This is a genomic window from Bariatricus sp. SGI.161, from assembly GCF_050313695.1.
GTDB lineage: Bacteria > Bacillota > Clostridia > Lachnospirales > Lachnospiraceae > JAFBIX01.
Window position 1 is genome coordinate 100,601 of the sequence record NZ_JBNPLX010000010.1, and the last position, 17,962, is coordinate 118,562.

General features: G+C 42.2%; 23 protein-coding genes and 1 pseudogene. 15 read left to right on the forward strand and 9 right to left on the reverse strand.

Annotation, left to right across the window (positions count from 1 at the left end):
* Positions 1–21 precede the first annotated feature (21 nt).
* Complete coding sequence (locus ACQRBH_RS07975; protein ID WP_235233810.1) at positions 22–219, reverse strand: hypothetical protein; 198 nt, start codon at positions 217–219, stop codon at positions 22–24.
* Between the two features lie 119 nt (positions 220–338).
* Here ACQRBH_RS07975 and ACQRBH_RS07980 point away from each other — a divergent pair, with 119 nt between their 5' ends.
* Positions 339–1,064, forward strand: coding sequence for a phosphatase (locus ACQRBH_RS07980; RefSeq protein WP_427741880.1), 726 nt, complete (start codon positions 339–341; stop codon positions 1,062–1,064).
* Between the two features lie 63 nt (positions 1,065–1,127).
* A complete protein-coding gene (locus ACQRBH_RS07985; protein WP_235233814.1) occupies positions 1,128–1,424 on the forward strand; it encodes a YerC/YecD family TrpR-related protein in 297 nt (98 codons plus the stop codon).
* A gap of 26 nt (positions 1,425–1,450) precedes the next feature.
* Here ACQRBH_RS07985 and ACQRBH_RS07990 read toward each other — a convergent pair whose 3' ends face one another.
* Positions 1,451–2,059 carry a DUF1836 domain-containing protein gene (locus tag ACQRBH_RS07990; RefSeq protein WP_427741877.1) on the reverse strand — a complete coding sequence of 203 codons (609 nt, stop codon included), beginning with the start codon at positions 2,057–2,059 and terminating at the stop codon, positions 1,451–1,453.
* Between the two features lie 169 nt (positions 2,060–2,228).
* Between ACQRBH_RS07990 and ACQRBH_RS07995 the strand changes: the two genes are divergently transcribed.
* The 8 genes from ACQRBH_RS07995 (at position 2,229) to ACQRBH_RS08030 (ending at position 11,221) form a co-directional block, all read left to right on the forward strand.
* Positions 2,229–2,621: a DUF3783 domain-containing protein gene (locus tag ACQRBH_RS07995; RefSeq protein WP_427761307.1), complete on the forward strand. Its 393-nt coding sequence runs from the start codon at positions 2,229–2,231 to the stop codon at positions 2,619–2,621.
* Between the two features lie 5 nt (positions 2,622–2,626).
* Positions 2,627–4,858, forward strand: coding sequence for a DNA helicase PcrA (gene pcrA / locus ACQRBH_RS08000; RefSeq protein ID WP_427761308.1), 2,232 nt, complete (start codon positions 2,627–2,629; stop codon positions 4,856–4,858).
* A 107-nt stretch (positions 4,859–4,965) separates the two neighbouring features.
* Positions 4,966–5,208 (forward strand): DUF4366 domain-containing protein, encoded by a 243-nt coding sequence (locus ACQRBH_RS08005; protein ID WP_427761309.1) that lies wholly within the window; start codon positions 4,966–4,968, stop codon positions 5,206–5,208.
* Between the two features lie 135 nt (positions 5,209–5,343).
* Positions 5,344–6,276 (forward strand): NYN domain-containing protein, encoded by a 933-nt coding sequence (locus ACQRBH_RS08010; RefSeq protein ID WP_427741874.1) that lies wholly within the window; start codon positions 5,344–5,346, stop codon positions 6,274–6,276.
* A gap of 21 nt (positions 6,277–6,297) precedes the next feature.
* Positions 6,298–7,950 (forward strand): 23S rRNA (uracil(1939)-C(5))-methyltransferase RlmD, encoded by a 1,653-nt coding sequence (gene rlmD, locus ACQRBH_RS08015; RefSeq protein WP_427761310.1) that lies wholly within the window; start codon positions 6,298–6,300, stop codon positions 7,948–7,950.
* A 16-nt stretch (positions 7,951–7,966) separates the two neighbouring features.
* Positions 7,967–10,249, forward strand: a complete 2,283-nt coding sequence (locus ACQRBH_RS08020; protein ID WP_022358546.1) for a DEAD/DEAH box helicase family protein — start codon at positions 7,967–7,969, stop codon at positions 10,247–10,249.
* The gene (locus tag ACQRBH_RS08025; RefSeq protein WP_022358547.1) at positions 10,249–10,782 is read left to right on the forward strand and encodes a hypothetical protein; all 534 of its coding nucleotides are present in this window, start codon (positions 10,249–10,251) and stop codon (positions 10,780–10,782) included. The genes ACQRBH_RS08020 and ACQRBH_RS08025 overlap by 1 nt, the downstream gene beginning before the upstream one ends.
* A 304-nt stretch (positions 10,783–11,086) precedes the next feature.
* The gene (locus tag ACQRBH_RS08030) at positions 11,087–11,221 is read left to right on the forward strand and encodes a hypothetical protein (protein ID WP_427761311.1); all 135 of its coding nucleotides are present in this window, start codon (positions 11,087–11,089) and stop codon (positions 11,219–11,221) included.
* On the opposite strand, the gene ACQRBH_RS08035 is transcribed toward ACQRBH_RS08030, so the two are convergent.
* The 3 genes from ACQRBH_RS08035 to ACQRBH_RS08045 are packed head-to-tail and all read right to left on the reverse strand — an operon-like array spanning position 11,218 to position 12,900.
* Complete coding sequence (locus tag ACQRBH_RS08035) at positions 11,218–11,880, reverse strand: sigma-70 family RNA polymerase sigma factor (RefSeq protein WP_216521463.1); 663 nt, start codon at positions 11,878–11,880, stop codon at positions 11,218–11,220. The genes ACQRBH_RS08030 and ACQRBH_RS08035 overlap by 4 nt on opposite strands.
* Positions 11,861–12,697, reverse strand: coding sequence for a helix-turn-helix domain-containing protein (locus ACQRBH_RS08040; protein WP_022358550.1), 837 nt, complete (start codon positions 12,695–12,697; stop codon positions 11,861–11,863). The genes ACQRBH_RS08035 and ACQRBH_RS08040 overlap by 20 nt, the downstream gene beginning before the upstream one ends.
* 14 nt (positions 12,698–12,711) lie before the next feature.
* On the reverse strand, positions 12,712–12,900 hold the full coding sequence (locus ACQRBH_RS08045) for a helix-turn-helix domain-containing protein (RefSeq protein ID WP_022358551.1): 189 nt from the start codon (positions 12,898–12,900) through the stop codon (positions 12,712–12,714).
* 227 nt (positions 12,901–13,127) lie between these two features.
* On the opposite strand from ACQRBH_RS08045, the gene ACQRBH_RS08050 reads away from it, so the two are divergent.
* Both ACQRBH_RS08050 and ACQRBH_RS08055 read left to right on the forward strand, forming a co-directional pair.
* Positions 13,128–13,751 carry a CHC2 zinc finger domain-containing protein gene (locus ACQRBH_RS08050; RefSeq protein ID WP_216521465.1) on the forward strand — a complete coding sequence of 208 codons (624 nt, stop codon included), beginning with the start codon at positions 13,128–13,130 and terminating at the stop codon, positions 13,749–13,751.
* Entirely contained in the window at positions 13,726–14,241 is a 516-nt protein-coding gene (locus tag ACQRBH_RS08055) for a hypothetical protein (RefSeq protein ID WP_427761312.1), read from the forward strand. The genes ACQRBH_RS08050 and ACQRBH_RS08055 overlap by 26 nt, the downstream gene beginning before the upstream one ends.
* Positions 14,242–14,364: 123 nt before the next feature.
* Here the strand turns inward: ACQRBH_RS08055 and ACQRBH_RS08060 are convergent.
* The 3 genes and pseudogenes from ACQRBH_RS08060 to tnpA form a co-directional block, all read right to left on the reverse strand.
* A pseudogene (locus tag ACQRBH_RS08060) lies at positions 14,365–14,682 on the reverse strand (IS66 family transposase); the annotation flags it as partial.
* Between the two features lie 73 nt (positions 14,683–14,755).
* Positions 14,756–15,103 carry an IS66 family insertion sequence element accessory protein TnpB gene (gene tnpB, locus ACQRBH_RS08065; RefSeq protein WP_075704897.1) on the reverse strand — a complete coding sequence of 116 codons (348 nt, stop codon included), beginning with the start codon at positions 15,101–15,103 and terminating at the stop codon, positions 14,756–14,758.
* The gene (gene tnpA / locus ACQRBH_RS08070) at positions 15,097–15,513 is read right to left on the reverse strand and encodes an IS66 family insertion sequence element accessory protein TnpA (protein ID WP_075704896.1); all 417 of its coding nucleotides are present in this window, start codon (positions 15,511–15,513) and stop codon (positions 15,097–15,099) included. The genes tnpB and tnpA overlap by 7 nt, the downstream gene beginning before the upstream one ends.
* A 166-nt stretch (positions 15,514–15,679) precedes the next feature.
* Between tnpA and erm(G) the strand changes: the two genes are divergently transcribed.
* From erm(G) to ACQRBH_RS08085, 3 genes are all read left to right on the forward strand, one after another.
* Positions 15,680–16,414, forward strand: coding sequence for a 23S rRNA (adenine(2058)-N(6))-methyltransferase Erm(G) (gene erm(G), locus ACQRBH_RS08075; RefSeq protein WP_014387027.1), 735 nt, complete (start codon positions 15,680–15,682; stop codon positions 16,412–16,414).
* Between the two features lie 225 nt (positions 16,415–16,639).
* A complete protein-coding gene (locus tag ACQRBH_RS08080; RefSeq protein WP_075704895.1) occupies positions 16,640–16,837 on the forward strand; it encodes a helix-turn-helix domain-containing protein in 198 nt (65 codons plus the stop codon).
* 104 nt (positions 16,838–16,941) lie between these two features.
* The gene (locus ACQRBH_RS08085) at positions 16,942–17,421 is read left to right on the forward strand and encodes an MGMT family protein (RefSeq protein ID WP_075704894.1); all 480 of its coding nucleotides are present in this window, start codon (positions 16,942–16,944) and stop codon (positions 17,419–17,421) included.
* Between the two features lie 44 nt (positions 17,422–17,465).
* On the opposite strand, the gene ACQRBH_RS08090 is transcribed toward ACQRBH_RS08085, so the two are convergent.
* A complete protein-coding gene (locus tag ACQRBH_RS08090; protein ID WP_158024444.1) occupies positions 17,466–17,696 on the reverse strand; it encodes a hypothetical protein in 231 nt (76 codons plus the stop codon).
* Between the last annotated feature and the right edge of the window lie 266 nt (positions 17,697–17,962).

A 17,962-nucleotide genomic window follows, 5' to 3' on the forward strand; every position in this document is an offset into this window, starting at 1 on the left:
TTTTGATTAATATATGCCAGATTATTTGCGTTGTTCCTCGGGCTTGATATTGGCAGCTCTTCCGTTGGGTGGAAGGAAGTGATACAGCTCTTCATAAGATTCGATTTCTTCAACAGAAACTGGTTCGGAAGGAATCAATCCGGTGCAGTCCTGAGTGGAAGCCGCATTAGAGAGATAGTCATATTCGTCAATAATTTTTTCGTTTTTTTTATCTTTCATTGTGATACCTCCAAATGTAAAATTCAAATGTATAGAATTAGAATGTGTAGAAAAAGATAAATGTATGCTGTATAATATTTCCTGGATTAAAAATAAATAATGTGAAAGAAGGATTTATCATGAAGATAGAAATTGACACCCATTCTCATACATTGGCAAGTGGACATGCATATAATACCATTCGAGAGATGGCATCTATGGCAGCAGAAAAAGGACTGAAAGGGCTGGCGATTACGGAGCATGCACCACAGATGCCGGGAACATGCCATCTGTATTATTTTCAGAATCTGAGAGTTGTTCCACGGAAAATGTGTGGTGTAGAGCTGCTCTTAGGAACGGAATTGAATATTATGAATGAGCAAGGAGAGGTTGACCTTTCCAAGGATGTACTGAAGCAGCTTGACATAGCCATTGCAAGTATGCATATACCATGTTTCCAGAGTGAACGAACTATAGAAAATATTACAAAGGCATACCTTCGTGCAATGGAGAATGAGTATGTAGATATTATCGGGCATCCAGATGACGGAAGATTTCCAGTTGACTGTGTTAAATTTGTAAAAGAAGCAAAGAAAACAGGGACCTTGATTGAGGTCAATAATTCTTCGCTCCGTCCAGATGGATTCCGTCTAAATACAAAAGAAAATTGCAGGAATATTCTTCAGGAGTGTAAAAAGCAAAGGGCGATGATTGTACTTGGCACGGACTCACATGTAGATGTTGATATTGCAGAATACGGATATGCCATAGAAGTATTACGGGAAGTTGATTTTCCGGAAGAATTGATTGCAAATGTGACATTAGAAAAGTTAAAACTCTCTTTAAAACGCAACAAAAAGGTGTAGACTTTATAAATTTAGTGTGTTAAAATGTAACAGTAATGATATTGTTACGAAGGAGATTATGTTATGAGTAAAAAGATAAGGACTGAAGCAGTAGACTATCTGTTTAGTGCGATCTTGAGCCTGAAAGATAAAGAAGAATGCTATACTTTTTTCGAAGATATCTGTACAATCAATGAATTGCTTTCATTATCACAGAGATTTGAAGTAGCAAAGATGCTGAGAGAACATAAGACATATCTTGAAATTGCTGAGAAGACAGGAGCTTCTACCGCGACTATCAGTCGTGTGAATCGTTCATTAAATTATGGAAATGACGGATATGACATGGTGTTCGAGAGAATCAATCAGAAGAAAGACTAATAGAAAAAGAAATAAGGCCAGTTGCCTTATTTCTTTTTTTTGTGATCCGGTTCCGGAAGTTCATCTATTAATTTTTCTATAATTAATTTTTTGACATATACATCAAAACTGAGACTGCAGATGAAAGAAAAGAATTGCAGATAATCCCTCTCATCTTCAGGAACATCACTGAAACTATTGATTGCTGAATTGTAAGATTTGGCAACATCTTTTTGCAGTGCGTCAATTCTCGATTTTTCCAGTTTACATATCTCCTCATAGATAGAAGTCATGTTAAAGTCTTGTCCATTGTTAAAATACTTTTCTGTGATAGGGGCTAACATGGTCTCAATATCTTTGATAGACAGTATGTTTTTAAAATAATATATAAAGATCATGACTAATACATGTTCTTTGGAATATTTCTTTTTGACCGGAGGCGGAAGAAGATTATTTTTAGCGTAATTGTTGATCATAGTTTTTGTCAGGATTTTATCATCTTCATATCGTTTGGTAGAATGAAGCTGTTCTTCCATAAAGGTTGTCACCTGATCCATATATAGATCAATGTTCGGAATATCTCCGGGCCGTACATAGTCGATCCGTGAAATGCTAGATAAGATACTGTTTAACATGTCCTTTGTATCAATTGTCATTTTATCACCTCAATAAAAGTATTATATAGTTTTTAAAACTATATGACAAGATTTTTTTCGGGTATAAAGAAAAATATTCTGAGTAAAAAAATGGAAAGTTTCTTGACGCTTGCACTTCTTTTGGAAAGTCCGTATAATAGAAACAGATTTTGAGGGAGGAATAGAAGTCATGAAATCGGTTGTATTGTGCTATAACCTAAAAGAAACAAAAAAAGGCAGACAAGTTGCAATGATATTTGGGTTTCTGGGATATAAGATTCGCCATGTAGAAAAAGAAGAATATTTATGGCCGATAGGGAAATTGGCAGGAATGGAAAAAGTGGAGAGAGAGACCGAAGTGTATGATGGAGAGGGATTTGAAGAAGAGATGCTGGTCATACAGGCTACTTCTGAAGATATGCTGGATAAAGCGCTGTTCCTCATGAGAAAGGAAAAATTACAGGTGCCGTTAAAGGCTGTTGTAACTGCATCTAATCAGGAGTGGACTTCAATTGCGCTCCATGACGAGATCTTAAAAGAACATCAGTTTATGACCAAACAGAATGGAACAGAAAGGAAATAGAAGATTTGAGTATATATGATACATTAAATGAACAGCAGAAGGAAGCGGTGCTTCATACAGAAGGACCGCTTCTTATACTTGCGGGAGCCGGGTCGGGTAAGACCAGAGTCCTGACTCATCGTATTGCTTATCTGATTGAAGAGATGGGTGTAAATCCGTGGAATATTCTGGCAATTACATTTACGAATAAAGCAGCAGGCGAGATGAGAGAACGAGTAGACAAGTTAGTGGGTTTTGGGTCTGAAAGTATCTGGGTAAGCACTTTTCATTCTACTTGTGTAAGAATTTTGCGCAGACATATTGATCTGTTAGGATATGATACGAATTTTACAATTTATGATACAGATGATCAGAAGACCTTGATGAAAGATGTATGTAAATTATTGCAGATAGATACAAAGATTTTTAAAGAGCGATCATTAATGAGCGCGATTTCGCATGCAAAAGATGAGTTGGTGACGCCAGAGGAGTTTCGCCTTCAGGCAGAAGGTGACTTTAGTAAAAGGAAAATCGCGGATGTCTATGAAGAGTATGAGAAGCAGCTGAAAGCAAATAATGCTCTGGATTTTGATGATCTGTTGGTGAAGACAGTTCAGTTATTCCAGACACAGGCAGATGTATTGGACTATTATCAGGAACGGTTCCGTTATATTATGGTAGATGAGTATCAGGACACCAACACGGTGCAATTTGAGTTGATTCGATTATTATCTTCCAAGTATCGTAATCTATGTGTCGTAGGAGATGATGATCAGTCTATCTACAAATTCCGTGGTGCTAATATCAAGAATATCTTGAATTTTGAACAGGTCTTTGAAGATGCGAAGGTGATAAAGCTAGAGCAGAATTATCGTTCTACTGGTAATATTCTGAATGCTGCAAATGCGGTGATCCGCAACAATCTAGGAAGAAAAGATAAGACACTTTGGACAGCCAATGGAGAAGGTGAAAAACTGGAGTTCCGCCAGTTTGATTCTGCGTATGATGAAGCAGAATATATTGTAAGTGACATACGTGAGCATGTGAATCAGGGAAATTGTACATATAATGATAATGCGATTCTTTACCGGACTAATGCACAATCACGTATGTTTGAAGAAAAGTTTGTGACAGCCAATATTCCTTATAAAGTTGTAGGCGGCATTAATTTTTATGCAAGGCGTGAAATTAAGGATTTATTGTCCTATCTGAAAACAGTAGATAATGGACGGGATGATCTGGCAGTGCGTCGAATTGTGAATGTGCCGAAGCGAGGAATTGGACTGACGAGTATCAACCGAGTACAAGAATACGCTGCACAGCATGAGATAGGCTTCTATGATGCGCTTCGTGCAGTTGATCTGATTCCGAATATTGGACGTGGGGCATCGAAACTGGAATCTTTTGTTGCATTAATTGAACATTTTAAAGCGGATGCTTTGGAGATGAGTCTGTCTGATCTTATGCAGGAGATTATTGAAGAGACAGGATATGTTGAAAGTCTGAAAGAAGAGGACAGTGAAGAAGCAGAAGCAAGAATTGAGAATATAGATGAGTTGATCAGTAAGATCACAGCTTATGAAGAAACCTGTGAAGATATGAATGAACCTGCAACTCTTAGCGGCTTTCTTGAAGAAGTTGCGTTGGTGGCAGATATTGACAGTCTGGATGAAAGCAGTGACTATGTGGTGCTAATGACACTGCACAGTGCGAAGGGACTGGAGTTCCCACACGTATATCTGGCTGGAATGGAAGATGGAATTTTCCCGAGTTATATGACGATTACAGCCGATGACCCAACTGAAGTAGAAGAAGAAAGGCGTCTTTGTTATGTGGGAATTACCAGAGCGGAGAAAGATTTGACGTTGACTTGTGCGAGACGTCGCATGATTCGTGGTGAGACACAGTATAATAAGATGTCTAGATTTTTGAAAGAGATTCCAATGAATCTATTATCTACGGGTATGGTATTTGAAAAAGAGAAGGAAGAACCGATAAGACAAAGCGCTTATCAACAGGCAAAACAAGCATTCAAGACGAAAGCATTTGCTACGCAAAAGCCGGTGAAGCAGTTTGGAAATGGTGGTGGAAAAGGACCAGGATACGGTGTCGGTGACCGGGTACGCCATATGAAATTTGGAGAAGGAACGGTAACTGCCATTATAGAAGGTGGAAGGGATTATGAGGTTACAGTAGATTTTGACAATGCCGGAATAAAAAAAATGTTTGCAACTTTTGCACGACTCCAAAAAGTATAAGAAATCAGATATTTTCATATAAATTTGTAGTAATCTCAAAAAATAAGTGCTATAATAAAAATAATAGTTGATGCTTGTTGCGAAAACAAGAGAAAGGATGTGGGAGCATGAATAAAGTAGAAGATATTATTGCAGCAACAAAGTTAAGTAAGCTAATTAGCAAGAAAGAAGAAGATAAGCAGTGCAAGACAGTACTGTGGGTTCTGGCTATCATCGGAGCTGTAGCAGCCGTTGCAGCAATCGCTTACGCTGTATATTCTTTCTTTACACCAGATTATCTGGAGGATTTTGAAGAAGATTTTGACGATGATTTTGATGATGATTTCTTCAGCGAAGATGATCAGGTATAAGTAGATACCGATCACACAATTTAATATGCAATAGAGAAAGCAGGTTAGAAGCCTATGTAATGTAGAAAAAGGTATCTTACCTGCTTTTGTCTTGGGAGAAGACAGAGAATATATATCAGTGGAAGGAGTATGTGGATGGATGAAAAGTGTTATGCACTCTTGATCGATGCAGATAATATATCTGCCAAGTATATCAAACCAATACTGACAGAGTTATCAAAATACGGAGTGATTACATATAAAAGAATCTATGGAGACTGGACAAGCACGCAGCATTCCAGCTGGAAAGACGAATTACTGAAGAATTCCATTACGCCCATTCAGCAATTCAGTTATACACAGGGGAAGAATGCTACAGATTCGGCAATGATCATTGATGCAATGGATATTTTGTATACCAATGATGTGGATGGATTCTGTATTGTGTCCAGTGACAGTGATTTTACACGGCTGGTCAGTCGACTGAGGGAAAGTGGAAAGATGGTTATCGGAATGGGAGAGAATAAGACACCGGAACCATTCCGAAAAGCATGTGATAAGTTTACGATTTTGGAAAATCTTTTGATTGAGCAGGAACTTGGACAATCAAAACCGGAAGAAGTACATGACAAATTAAGTAAAGAAAAGATTGAAGATGCTATTATCAAGATGGTTATTGAGAATCAGAATAGTAATAAAGTAACTGGACTGGGAGAGATAGGAAGTCGTCTGGTAAATCTGTATCCAGATTTTGATGTCCGAAGTTATGGTTATAATATGCTGTCAAAGTTCTTGGAAGAATTCTCAAGAATTCAATTAGTCAAAAGTGGAAACATTGTATCGGTTGCACTAAGAGAAGACTGGGAGATGAAAGAAGATATTGATAAATATGTACTTTCGATTGCCAGGAAAGCAGGAAAAAATGGAATAGAACTCAGTGCTCTTGGTAATAAAGTATATGAAAAATATAAAGACTTTAAGATTAGTGATTATGGATATGCACAGTTTAATCAATATGTGAAAAGTATTGATCATATCAAAGTAGAACAGGACGGAACTATATTAAAAGCGAAATGTACGATACAATAGTAGAAGAAAGGAATTAACAACATGAAAAAAGGGCAGGTATACGAAGGAATGATTGAATCGGTAGAATTTCCTAATAAGGGAAAAGTATTCCTACCTGAAGAAGAAAGATATGTAATCGTAAAAAATGGAGTTCCAGGGCAAAAAGTGCGTTTCTCTGTGAATAAAATACGAAAAGGAAAGGCAGAGGGACGACTTTTGGAAGTCTTAGAACATTCTCCTATGGAAATAGAATCAAAATGTCCACATTTTGGACAATGCGGCGGATGTACTTATCAGAATCTTCCTTATGAAGAGCAGATCAGGATGAAGGAAACACAGGTAAAAGCCATGATGGATGAAGCGGTGGAAGGTGATTACATCTGGGAAGGTGTGAAACAAAGTCCTGTGAGACAGGAATACCGGAATAAGATGGAGTTCTCTTTTGGCGATGAATATAAAGATGGGCCATTGGCACTTGGAATGCATAAAAGAGGTAGTTTTCATGATATTGTAAATGTGTCCGATTGTCAGATTGTGGATGCGGATTACCGAAAGATTCTTACTTGCACTTTAGAGTATGCAAGAGAATCAGGACTTCCGTACTACCATCGGATGAGGCATACCGGATTCTTCCGACATTTGCTTGTTCGAAAAGCGGTAAAGACAGGAGAGATTCTGATTGATCTGGTCACGACAACAGAGTCTGAGTTTGAAAAGGAATTTGATGGACAGAGATGGGTTAAGAAGCTTTTGTCTCTGGAATTGAATGGAACGATTGTCGGTATATTGCATACCAAGAATGACAGTGTGGCAGATGTAGTAAAAGATGAAGGAACCGAGATTCTATATGGTCAGGATTACTTTTATGAAGAACTCCTGGGATTGAAGTTCAAGATTACCCCATTTTCTTTCTTTCAGACGAATTCCCTCGGAGCCGAGGTACTGTATGAGACGGCAAGGGAATATATCGGAGAGACGAAAGATAAGGTGATCTTTGATCTGTACAGTGGAACCGGAACGATTGCGCAGATTCTGGCACCGGTTGCCAAGAAGGTAGTGGGAGTAGAGATCGTGGAAGAAGCTGTGGAAGCTGCAAGAGAGAACGCAGAACTTAACGGCCTTAACAACTGTACCTTCTGGGCGGGAGATGTGCTGAAGGTGATTGATGAACTCGGCGAAGTGCCGGATCTTATTATGTTGGATCCGCCAAGAGACGGAGTGCATCCAAAGGCATTGGAGAAGATTACGAATTTTGGCGTGGACCGTGTCGTCTATATTGCCTGTAAGCCGACCAGTTTGGCAAGAGATCTGGAGATGCTGCAGGGAAGAGGGTATCGTGTGGAACGGATCGGGTGTGTTGATTTATTTCCGGGCACGGTCCATGTGGAGACGGTTGTCTTGCTTTCCAAGGGTGAGATCGACTCGAAAAAGATTCGGGTGGAGTTCTCGCTGGAAGATATGGATACCTCCGGCTTCCAGCAGGGAGCCACCTATGAGCAGATCAAGGGACGAGTGCTGGAGCAGACCGGATTAAAGGTATCTTCCCTGTATATCTCACAGATTAAGCGGAAATGTGGTCTGGAGGTCGGGCAGAGCTATAACCTGTCGAAGAAGGAAAATGCCAAACAGCCGCAGTGTCCGCCTGAGAAAGAGAAAGCAATCCGAGAAGCAATGAAATATTTTGGGATGATATAGAGAGGTACGGGAAGAAATGATGAATGAATTAGACAAACAAAACTTTACAAATTATGTAGAAGTAAAATCCTTTGGTGATATTTTTCCCAAAAAAGGAACAAATACCAGAACGCCTTACGAGCATCAGAAGAAGGCAATGGAAGCATTGGATAAGATGAATCAGGAGGCATCATACAGCACACTGGTAGTTCTTCCTACTGGTGGTGGTAAGACATATACTGCTTCCATGTGGCTCTTAAAAAATGCTATTGATAAGAGAAAGAAAATTCTTTGGATTGCCCATCGCCAGATGTTGCTGGATCAGGCTGCTGAGTCTTTTCAAAAGTTTGCTTATACAGAAGTTGTCCCCCACATTTCTTCCTTCTGCTTTAGAATTGTTTCTGGAGCTTCCAGCCATGACCGAACCAGCGACATTCGTCCGGGTGACAACTTGCTGATTGTCAGCAAGGACAGCATCGGAAGAAACATTGATCGATTGGATCAATGGCTCAAAGGTGAAAAAGAGCTGTATTTGATTGTGGATGAAGCTCATCATTCAACCGCAAAAACGTACAGAAAGGTCATTGATTATGTAAAGGCAAAGGTTCCTAATTTAAAACTGATTGGTTTAACTGCTACTCCGTTCCGTACTGCTGAAGAAGAACAGGGACTGTTAGCAAAAATATATACTGACGGTATCAGTGATGGACGAGTTGTTCACGGTGATGTTGGAATCACATATCAGATCGGACTAAAGGAACTGATTAACAGACAGATTCTTGCAAAACCTATTTTTGAAAGCTTTTACACGGATGAAGAATACGGCGATTCTCTCGGTGTTGACGCATGGGAAAGCATTCAACATTTGGATGTTCTGCCGGATGAGGTTGCACAGCAGATGGCAGATAGTGCAGCCCGTAACAAACTGATTGTCGAAACTTATAAGGCAAAACAGAATGACTATGGTCAGACAATATTGTTTGCCGTTAATGTGGTTCATGCAATTCAGTTGACCTCTCTTTTCAAAAAAGCTGGTATCAAAGCTGACTTCATCGTATCTTCTGTTAAGGATGCCATTACTGGTGTGACGATTAGCCGGGAGGATAACGAAAGAAAGCTGGAAGACTATCGAAATGGAAAGTTGCAGGTTTTGATCAATGTCAACATTTTGACTGAGGGCGTTGATTTGCCCAAAACTAAAACAGTGTTTTTGGCAAGACCTACTGTTTCTTCCATTTTGATGACGCAGATGGTTGGTCGTGCATTGCGTGGTACAGCAGCAGGCGGCACAGCCAGCGCATATATTGTTTCGTTCGTAGACCACTGGAACGAGCATATTGCATGGGTTAATCCGGAAAGCCTATTTGATGGAAACAATGACTTTCAGGATAATGAATCTGAGCGTGCCAAACGAGATCTGCGCATGATTGCTATTTCCAAGATTGAGGAGTTTGCAGCTATTTTGGATGATGCAGTTGATACTACTGCGTTGGAAAAAGTGCCATTTGAGCAAAGAATCCCTGTTGGTATGTATGCGTTTACATATCTTGAAGAAAACGGAATGGATCACGCTTATCAGGTAATGGTCTACGACAGCACACAGAATGCCTATAAAAATTTGATGGATGCGCTTCCTTCCCTGTTCAAGTCTTTTGGTGCAACAGAAGAATATTTGACAGAAGCGCAGCTTGATGAAATGGAAGCACAGTGCCGGGATTCGTTCTTTTGCGGAGAGATGATTCCTCCTTATGAACGGAAGGATGTTCTGAATATCCTGAAATATTATGCCCAATATGAAGCCGTTCCGCAGTTCTATACTTTCGCTGAGGTAGACAGAAGCAAACTTGATGTTAGCAAAATTGCCCAGCATATTTGGGACGAAGATATGGGCGAACGCAAAAGAACAGAGTATATTGATTCGCTCTGGGAATCCAGTGATGATAATATGCTTCGCCTGTTTTTTGGTAGGAAACTATATTTCCTCCGTCAGCTGAACATCGAATTGATGAAACTATCGCATCCCGATATATACGATGATGAAAACAACATAAAGTATGGAACCAGAGCATTAGAAGATTTGCCTTTGCATGAAATTGGGAAAATCAATCCTGCTTTGGAAAAGGAATTGAGAGATCAGGCTTTTGAAAAAGCTAAAGATGCAGATGGAAATTACCGGTGCGCTTGCTGTGGTGTTGCAGACAAGTCACGTATCTATTTCCAAGTCGATCATATCGTTCCGATGAACAACGGCGGCAAAAGCGTTGTAGAAAATTTGCAAATTCTCTGTCGTCAGTGCAACGGAACGAAAGGTGATCAGTAATGCAAGGGTTATGCTACTCTGCACTCGATATTGCGGTAATTGTCAGCAGTATGCAGCTCGGCTGTCGAGATGAAAGCAGAATACTTGACCGGATATGGGAGGGCGAGAAAGCATTTCTCGATATTCCATACAGAGCAAATCAGCGGAAATTCATTTTAGACACCTATCATTGGTTACAATATTTCTATGATAAACCAGTGATCGATAAAGAATTTCCTGCAATACAGAAAGATTTGGCGTATTCAAACAGGACTTTGCAAGCAGACCAATTAACCAGCGATTTCTCGGATTTGGATTTGTTTTTCAAAAGCATCCGCATCCGTATTTTGTATGGATATGGAAATGATTATGTTAGAATTAAGCTGAGAACCCTGCTCAAGCAGTATGGCTATAAACGAAGGTCTCAGTTGTTGCTTCAACACATAAACCGATGTATGCTGTTCTATCATCTGGGAGCGACGTTGCGTGGTGGCGTGCCATGCTCTATCGAAGATGCCGATTTGGATCAGATGCTGACATTTCGAGTAGTATGATAAAACCGCTGCAATTTTCATCCCCGAGCAGGATGGAATATGCAGCGGTTTTATATTTCCTGAGGAATGGTGTCAAACTGCATTTTTACAGTTTGGGTACCATTTTCGAGGAAAATATGAAGGGTGTCCAGAGGGGCGCAGCCCCTTGGCTCTGGGTTTCCAATAGGGGCGAGCAGCATCCCTGTTGGCACACAATTTTCCGCAGGAAAGTCTAGTGTGTTATACCTTTGTAGAGCGGATGGCAGCCGGAAATGTAGCACACCCTTGAATCTGTGCTGCAATTCCGGCGTTCTGGTGGGAAAGGTTGCCCTATAAATGGGGCAGTCTGAGCAACAGGAAAAGGCTGGAAGAAGGTGCAGAAAGCAGCTTTTTCCAGCCGGTCAGCAGCGGAACAAAGGTATATCAAAAGCCCCCGTCCTGCCGCAGCATCTATCGTTAAAACCACCACGGCAGTTCCAGCCATAGATTGTCCAGCGCCAGAGCCTCGGTTGACTTTGCCCGACTTTCACTGAGATGGAAATGCAACGCCGTCCCAATCAGAGGGTGTTCCAGATCGTCCTCAAAGCCAAATCGGTACAGGAGGTATGCCCTGTCTCTTGCGGGAATGCGTCTCAGTCCCTCGTACAGCTCCCGCCGGTTTTCTTCTTCAATCAGGATCTTCTCTGGCTCAGCGGCATACGGATCAGCGATCAGCTCGGAACGCTGCATGGAGTCCTCGCCGGGGAGCAGATCATCCAGATTGATCCGTTCCATAGGAAATCCATCCTCTTTTGATTGCAGCCGCTGCTCAAAGGTGGCAAAGGCGGCGGAAATCAAATCCATCATGGCGTTGCGGATGGCTTGTCCGGCATAGGTCAAGAACTTTATTTTCTTGTCAGGGTCGTACAGGGAGATAGCCCGTAAAAGGCCGATGCTTCCCTCCTGAATCAGATCATCGTGGTCGATGCCAAGCTCACTGTTGCCCAGCCCTACGCTTTGATACAGTTCATTTGCAAGCTTTTGTATGTATCCCAGATTGTTTTTTACCAGCTGCTCCTGCGCCTGTGCATCCCCTCGCTGTGCCAGTACGCAGAGCTGCTCATTTGTTTTTGGCTTCATGATCCTGTTCCGCCATCCGCTGTACCATGTGAAGCAGTGCCTGCCGCACTTCCCCCAGAGAATCGGCATCGGCAAGCTCCATCCCGGAGACACTGGCAATAATCAGATCCACAAACTGTTCCGGCGAAACAGATGGATGCAGTGCATCCTGCCCTTTCATCGTTTCCGAATACATCTGTTCCACCATTTCTTTGGTCAGCGGCTCCCCTGTTTCCGTGCCGATTTCTTTTTTGATCTCCCGCAAAACAGCCATAAACTGATTTTGGATATTGGTCAGGTCTGCCTGATAGACGGGCACCTTATTCAGTAATGCAGTCTGTGCTGCTTGCTGGGCCGCTTTCCTGGCATCAGGCTGTTCTTTTCCTGTTCCCAACAGCATGGAACTGAGCGTTTGAACTATCTGATTCTGCACCGCAAAACCAGAGGCAAGGGTATCATCAAAATACAGCGCAATCATATTGGTAAGCTGGGCGAAGCGGCGGTTTTCCAGCAGACGGCTTACCACCTGCGGATTGGTTCTGCCGGTATAAAGGTTCCGTGCCGCTTCAGCGGACAATCCCAGCTCGGAAATGTCATAGTTTTTCCGGTCAGGGACATCAGTCATGCACAGGAGAAAATCGGTAGAAACATTGAAGATGCGGGCAATGCTAATCATCTGATCCAGGCTGAGCGTATCCTTCGTACCGTTGATAAAACGGCTCAGAGTGCTTTCGGTAACTCCGATTTTCTTGGCCAGAACCGCTTGCGTAATTTTATGTTCCTTCATCAAGTCCTGCAACCGCTGCTGCGGCGTGCTGGGAAGATACCGCTGCTCCATATCCAAGCCCCCTCTCAGTTTTTCTTGATGTATTTCCCGCTTTTGATGCGGGCGTCTTTTGGCTTTTCCGCATTTTCCGGGATGATCCAGCGGCAGCCTGCTCGCTGTGCGCCAGGGATGCGGTTTTCATTACAGAGAACGCCGACACGCCGGGGCGATACCCCCCATTTCTCTGCTGCTTCAAAGGTAGAAAGGTATTTCATGGTTTATTATGTCCTTTCCTGATTCTATATAAATTATATTCCATAACCGGAATAATATCAACATATCTTTGTGAACATCTGCCGCTCTGAGGTTTTGCATTTTTGCAAGATTTCAGGGCTGCTTTTTTGTTTCTTGCAAAACTGACGGATTTTTCGGGATGGCCCCTTTTTCTCCGTACATTGAAGTGACAGGGAAAACCTGTACGAAAAATCAAGGAGGAAAACACATGAGTATCTACGAATTTGTAAAGGCAAACGTGACCGTCCCGCAGGCTGCCGAACACTACGGAGTGGAGGTGCAGCGGAATGGGATGTGCCGCTGTCCGTTCCACGATGACCGGCACCCCAGCATGAAACTGAACAAGGATTATTTCTACTGCTTTGGCTGCGGGGCTCACGGCGATGTGATTGAGTTCACCGCCCGTTTGTTTGGCCTGGGCAGCTATGAGGCGGCGAAAAAGCTGGCGCATGATTTTGGACTTGACCCGGACAAGCCGCCCGCAGCTGCTGCGCTGAAAAAGCCGGAATACCCGCTGGCAAAGGCATTTCAGAGAGATGAGATGCACTGTCAGCGGGTATTGTGCGGTTATCTGCACCTGCTGGAGGACTGGAAGGAGCGATATGCTCCTTCCAGCCCGGAGGAAGAATGGGATGACCGCTTTGTGGAAGCCTGCCAGATGCTGGATCGTGCGGAGTATCTGGTGGATGTACTGACATTTGAAGAACTGGAGGTCCGGGTTAAAACGGTAGATATGCTGAAAGAAGACGGTACCATAGACAGGCTGGAAGAACGTCTGAACCGGCTGAAAAAGGAGGAACGAGCATATGGCAAAGAGCAGGAAATGGACTGATCCTAATCTGCCGGTTTGGTTCGATGGGACAAATATCAATGAAGCGGTATTCTGCGACGAGTTTCTGAGTAGCCACAAAATCATTTATTCCAACCGGGCATTTTTCACACCGGATGGCAGAGTGACCGATGACCTGCCGCTGCGGGGAGAAATCTTTGAACGGCTGAAATGCTGCGCCGTGAACAATATCCCCCGGAAGGTCAGCAACATTCTGGAAGTGATGAAGCTGGCCGCACAGGTAGATGATTTCCCTCTCCTACCAGACCGGATTCATCTTTCCAACGGCACGCTGATGCTGGATGGCAGCTTTATTCCCGGAAAGCCGGAGATTGTGCGGAGCCGACTACCGGTCGCTTATAAGCCGGATGCGCCGAAGCCTGCATTGTGGATTTCCTTCCTGGATGGGCTGCTGTACCCGGAGGACATTGTTACTTTGCAGGAGTTTATCGGCTACTGCTTGATCCCCTGCAACAATGCTCATGTGTCGTAAAGAAACACAGAAAAATTTGATAGACAGTCCTACTATATCCGTAAAAAAATGTTTACAAATGGAGCGCACAGAGTTATACTTGTCATCATAGGTTGCCTTGGGTTTCCGCTCTTTGGTATACCCCTTGACGCTGATCACTTCCGGTTCGATCACTTCCGCAGGCTTTTCATCACCGACGGGTGTACCGAACAGATTCAGCTGTCCGTCCAGCTGGTCATGGCGTATTTCACTGGTTGAGCCAAAGACCTTGTTCTTAAGATACGCAAGCTGAGACTGGAGATTCGCGATCAGAAGGTCTTTTTCACTGTCCTTCGCATTGCGTTCTTCCAGCATCTTCTGCAATGAACTTATGAGTTCGTTCTGAGTGCTGATTGTTTTATTCAGTTGTGAGATTGTATCCTTAAGCTCTAAGAGCTGGATATCTTTTACTCCTGAAGGCATGGTCTTCTGCTCCGTTTTTTGATACTTCTATTGTACCATAAACAGGTGCAAAAGCCTAGAAAAATCAAGCGTTTCAGGCACTTTTTATTGCCTTTGGCTGCTCGATCTCAAGACCGGACATGAGCCAGTCAAACTGCCTCCATGTAATGGTTTTCACCTCGTCACGGTTACGTGGCCACCGGTATTTTCCGGTGTTATGATCGAGGCGTTTATATAAAAGCACAAAACCGTCATTCTCATGAAGGAGTGCCTTTATCCTGTCATTGCGTCTGCCGCAGAAAAGGTAGAGCGCGGTGGTATGCTCCGGTTCAAAGTGAAGCTGGTCTCTGATGATGGCGCACAGACCATCGATTGATTTTCTCATATCGGTGTAGCCACAAATGATATAAATATCTGTTGCAGCTGTAATGTCGCCTAGCATGATGCACCTCCCACAGACCGGATGATCTGTGCTAAAAGTGCCGGATCTATATCATTTGAAATCCTGATCAGGGCGGAGCCGAGTTTGATCTCAGCAGTTGCTTCCATACAGTTTGTATCCGTATGATCCGGAAGCACGCTTAAAAGCTGTGGTGTCTCTTCGTGCAGAACAGGCTGGTCAACGATTTCAAGTTTGACAACATCCTGTTGTTCCGAAGGCTTATAGCCTCCCCGGCCTGTTGCCGGCGGAATATCATAGCAGGATTTTTTGCGAAGCCGCTTGACCCAGTTGTAGAATGTACCGGGTTTGATCCCGTGCTCGTTGCACCACTGAAAATCGCTTAGTCCGCTGCTGCGACATTCCATGATGAGCCGGTATTGCTCATCGGCAGTTCGTCTTTCTGTCTGCATAAATGTAACCTCCATAATTGTAGTAAAATGCTTGCTTACTGCTAGATCCTAGCGCCGGATCATAGAGTAAAATGCTGGCATATGTGATTACTACTATTATGGCAAATATATGACCAAGCGAACAGATACCCTTATATTAGGCGCTTACCTTTAAGGAGAGGTTATAATGAACAAAGTAAATATAAAAGATAGTCAAAATTTTATTACTTCAAAATATCACATAGAAAAAATAATGAATTGCATAAGTTTAGATGAAAAAGATAACATCTTTGAAATAGGTGCAGGGAAAGGTCATTTTACTGCTGAATTGGTAAAGAGATGTAATTTTGTTACGGCGATAGAAATTGATTCTAAATTATGTGAGGTAACTCGTAATAAGCTCTTAAATTATCCTAACTATCAAATAGTAAATGATGATATACTGAAATTTACATTTCCTAGCCACAATCCATATAAAATATTTGGCAGCATACCTTACAACATAAGCACAAATATAATTCGAAAAATTGTTTTTGAAAGTTCAGCCACAATAAGTTATTTAATAGTGGAATATGGTTTTGCTAAAAGGTTATTAGATACAAACAGATCACTAGCATTGCTGTTAATGGCAGAGGTAGATATTTCTATATTAGCAAAAATTCCTAGGTATTATTTCCATCCAAAACCTAAAGTGGATAGCGCATTAATTGTATTAAAAAGAAAGCCAGCAAAAATGGCATTTAAAGAGAGAAAAAAATATGAAACTTTTGTAATGAAATGGGTTAACAAAGAGTATGAAAAACTGTTTACAAAAAATCAATTTAATAAAGCTTTAAAACATGCGAGAATATATGATATAAACAATATTAGTTTCGAACAATTTGTATCGCTATTTAATAGTTATAAAATATTTAACGGCTAAAAACAATAGGCCACATGCAACTGTAAATGTTTAGTTATAGGTAGGGTAGCATAAGTTAAAATGCTATTCTGCCTTTTAAAAGTATGGTATACATTCCAGAGAGAGATTGGATATGTTCCCGTATACCGATAGTGCCAAAAGCGAAGTGGATATGTTTCCGAGAACGGACGTACTCAAATGACATTCATTCTGTCCTCTCCAGCCAGCTCATGGAGGGAAACGACCATGAGTAAACTTCTCCCCTATGAAACAATCGTTAAAGCCCATGAGGGCGACCCGGACGCAATCGACACGGTTCTTTCCCACTACGCCGGATATATCCGCTACTTCTCCAAAATAAACGGACAGGTCAACTCCGAGGTGGAGGACTATGTGAAGCAGCGGCTCATTGCCGCGCTGTTCAAATTTCGCTTTGACCGTTGAGTTATATCCAATGTCAGACAAGAAAAAAATCAAGCTGATTTTCAAACCGTCTCATTGCATGGAATAATCTGCTCCACTATAATTAAGGCAGGAGGTGTTGAGAGATGGCGAATGAAGATAAAAAAGATTTTAATGCCATGCTACATGATAGCAAGGATATGCCTAAATTTCAGATTATTACCGACCAGAAAAGCATTGAGAAATATGGCGGAAGCAGAATGTATTTTGCCCCACCAATCGAATATGATAAAGTGATGAAACTAATTCCTTATGGCAAAGTAATCACTGTCGGAAAAATCCGTGAATATTTTGCTAAACTGAATGGAGCGGATTTCACAGAGCCTATTACAGCCGGGATTTTTGTATCTATTGCAGCATGGGCGAGTTACCAGCGTTCTGAAGATGAAACCCCGTATTGGCGAACCTTAAAGGCAAACGGGGAATTGAACGCAAAATATCCCGGCGGTGTAGAGGCACAAAAGGAAAAGTTGGAAGCGGAAGGCCACACAATTATTCAGAAAGGACGCACAAATATAAAGTATTTTGTAAAGGACTATGAAAGTATTCTTTTTGATTTGAGATGAGAAGTTTTTATTTGCTAAACGCGTTATCGTCATACCAGCCAGCCCTAAACTTTCAAAACTGAATACCAGCCGCCACCGGCGACCAGCGAAAGCAGTAAGTCTGAAAAAGATTTGCTGCTTTTTTTGTTGCCCGTTCTGGCTCCCGGCCATTTTGCCCCCTGCCGGTTGTAGTAGTAAATGAGGGGAGAAATTTTCCCGCCCGGATATTTGGCATTTTCAAAATCTCTCCGTTGTAGGAAGTGAAAGCAAAATTTTTCTGTCCCGCCGGTTGCCAAAATCCCCGTTCCCGGATTACTAAGGCAAAAGAAATTTTGAAAAATCTCTGTCCAGCGGGTAGCTGACGGCTTTTCAAATGTATCTTTAGCGGAAAAGAAAAATAGCGCAGCCAGCGGGTAGCAAAGCCCCTCTGCGGAGTAATATTGGCGAAAGAAAAAAGGCAGCGAACAGCGGGCTGAAAGCCCCGCCCTGTTCGCTCTATGTACGGAAAAGCCCGGACAGGGCCAGTCTGCGGCTTACTTAGAGCAAGTTTCTACCACGGTGC

Coding starts and splice junctions, on each gene's coding strand:
- ACQRBH_RS07975 (WP_235233810.1), bottom strand. CDS start 219: ATGAAAGATAAAAAAAACGAAAAAATTATTGACGAATATGACTATCTC.
- ACQRBH_RS07980 (WP_427741880.1), top strand. CDS start 339: ATGAAGATAGAAATTGACACCCATTCTCATACATTGGCAAGTGGACAT.
- ACQRBH_RS07985 (WP_235233814.1), top strand. CDS start 1,128: ATGAGTAAAAAGATAAGGACTGAAGCAGTAGACTATCTGTTTAGTGCG.
- ACQRBH_RS07990 (WP_427741877.1), bottom strand. CDS start 2,059: ATGACAATTGATACAAAGGACATGTTAAACAGTATCTTATCTAGCATT.
- ACQRBH_RS07995 (WP_427761307.1), top strand. CDS start 2,229: ATGAAATCGGTTGTATTGTGCTATAACCTAAAAGAAACAAAAAAAGGC.
- ACQRBH_RS08005 (WP_427761309.1), top strand. CDS start 4,966: ATGAATAAAGTAGAAGATATTATTGCAGCAACAAAGTTAAGTAAGCTA.
- ACQRBH_RS08010 (WP_427741874.1), top strand. CDS start 5,344: ATGGATGAAAAGTGTTATGCACTCTTGATCGATGCAGATAATATATCT.
- rlmD (WP_427761310.1), top strand. CDS start 6,298: ATGAAAAAAGGGCAGGTATACGAAGGAATGATTGAATCGGTAGAATTT.
- ACQRBH_RS08020 (WP_022358546.1), top strand. CDS start 7,967: ATGATGAATGAATTAGACAAACAAAACTTTACAAATTATGTAGAAGTA.
- ACQRBH_RS08025 (WP_022358547.1), top strand. CDS start 10,249: ATGCAAGGGTTATGCTACTCTGCACTCGATATTGCGGTAATTGTCAGC.
- ACQRBH_RS08035 (WP_216521463.1), bottom strand. CDS start 11,880: ATGAAGCCAAAAACAAATGAGCAGCTCTGCGTACTGGCACAGCGAGGG.
- ACQRBH_RS08040 (WP_022358550.1), bottom strand. CDS start 12,697: ATGGAGCAGCGGTATCTTCCCAGCACGCCGCAGCAGCGGTTGCAGGAC.
- ACQRBH_RS08045 (WP_022358551.1), bottom strand. CDS start 12,900: ATGAAATACCTTTCTACCTTTGAAGCAGCAGAGAAATGGGGGGTATCG.
- ACQRBH_RS08050 (WP_216521465.1), top strand. CDS start 13,128: ATGAGTATCTACGAATTTGTAAAGGCAAACGTGACCGTCCCGCAGGCT.
- ACQRBH_RS08055 (WP_427761312.1), top strand. CDS start 13,726: ATGGCAAAGAGCAGGAAATGGACTGATCCTAATCTGCCGGTTTGGTTC.
- tnpB (WP_075704897.1), bottom strand. CDS start 15,103: ATGCTAGGCGACATTACAGCTGCAACAGATATTTATATCATTTGTGGC.
- tnpA (WP_075704896.1), bottom strand. CDS start 15,513: ATGCAGACAGAAAGACGAACTGCCGATGAGCAATACCGGCTCATCATG.
- ACQRBH_RS08080 (WP_075704895.1), top strand. CDS start 16,640: ATGAGTAAACTTCTCCCCTATGAAACAATCGTTAAAGCCCATGAGGGC.
- ACQRBH_RS08085 (WP_075704894.1), top strand. CDS start 16,942: ATGGCGAATGAAGATAAAAAAGATTTTAATGCCATGCTACATGATAGC.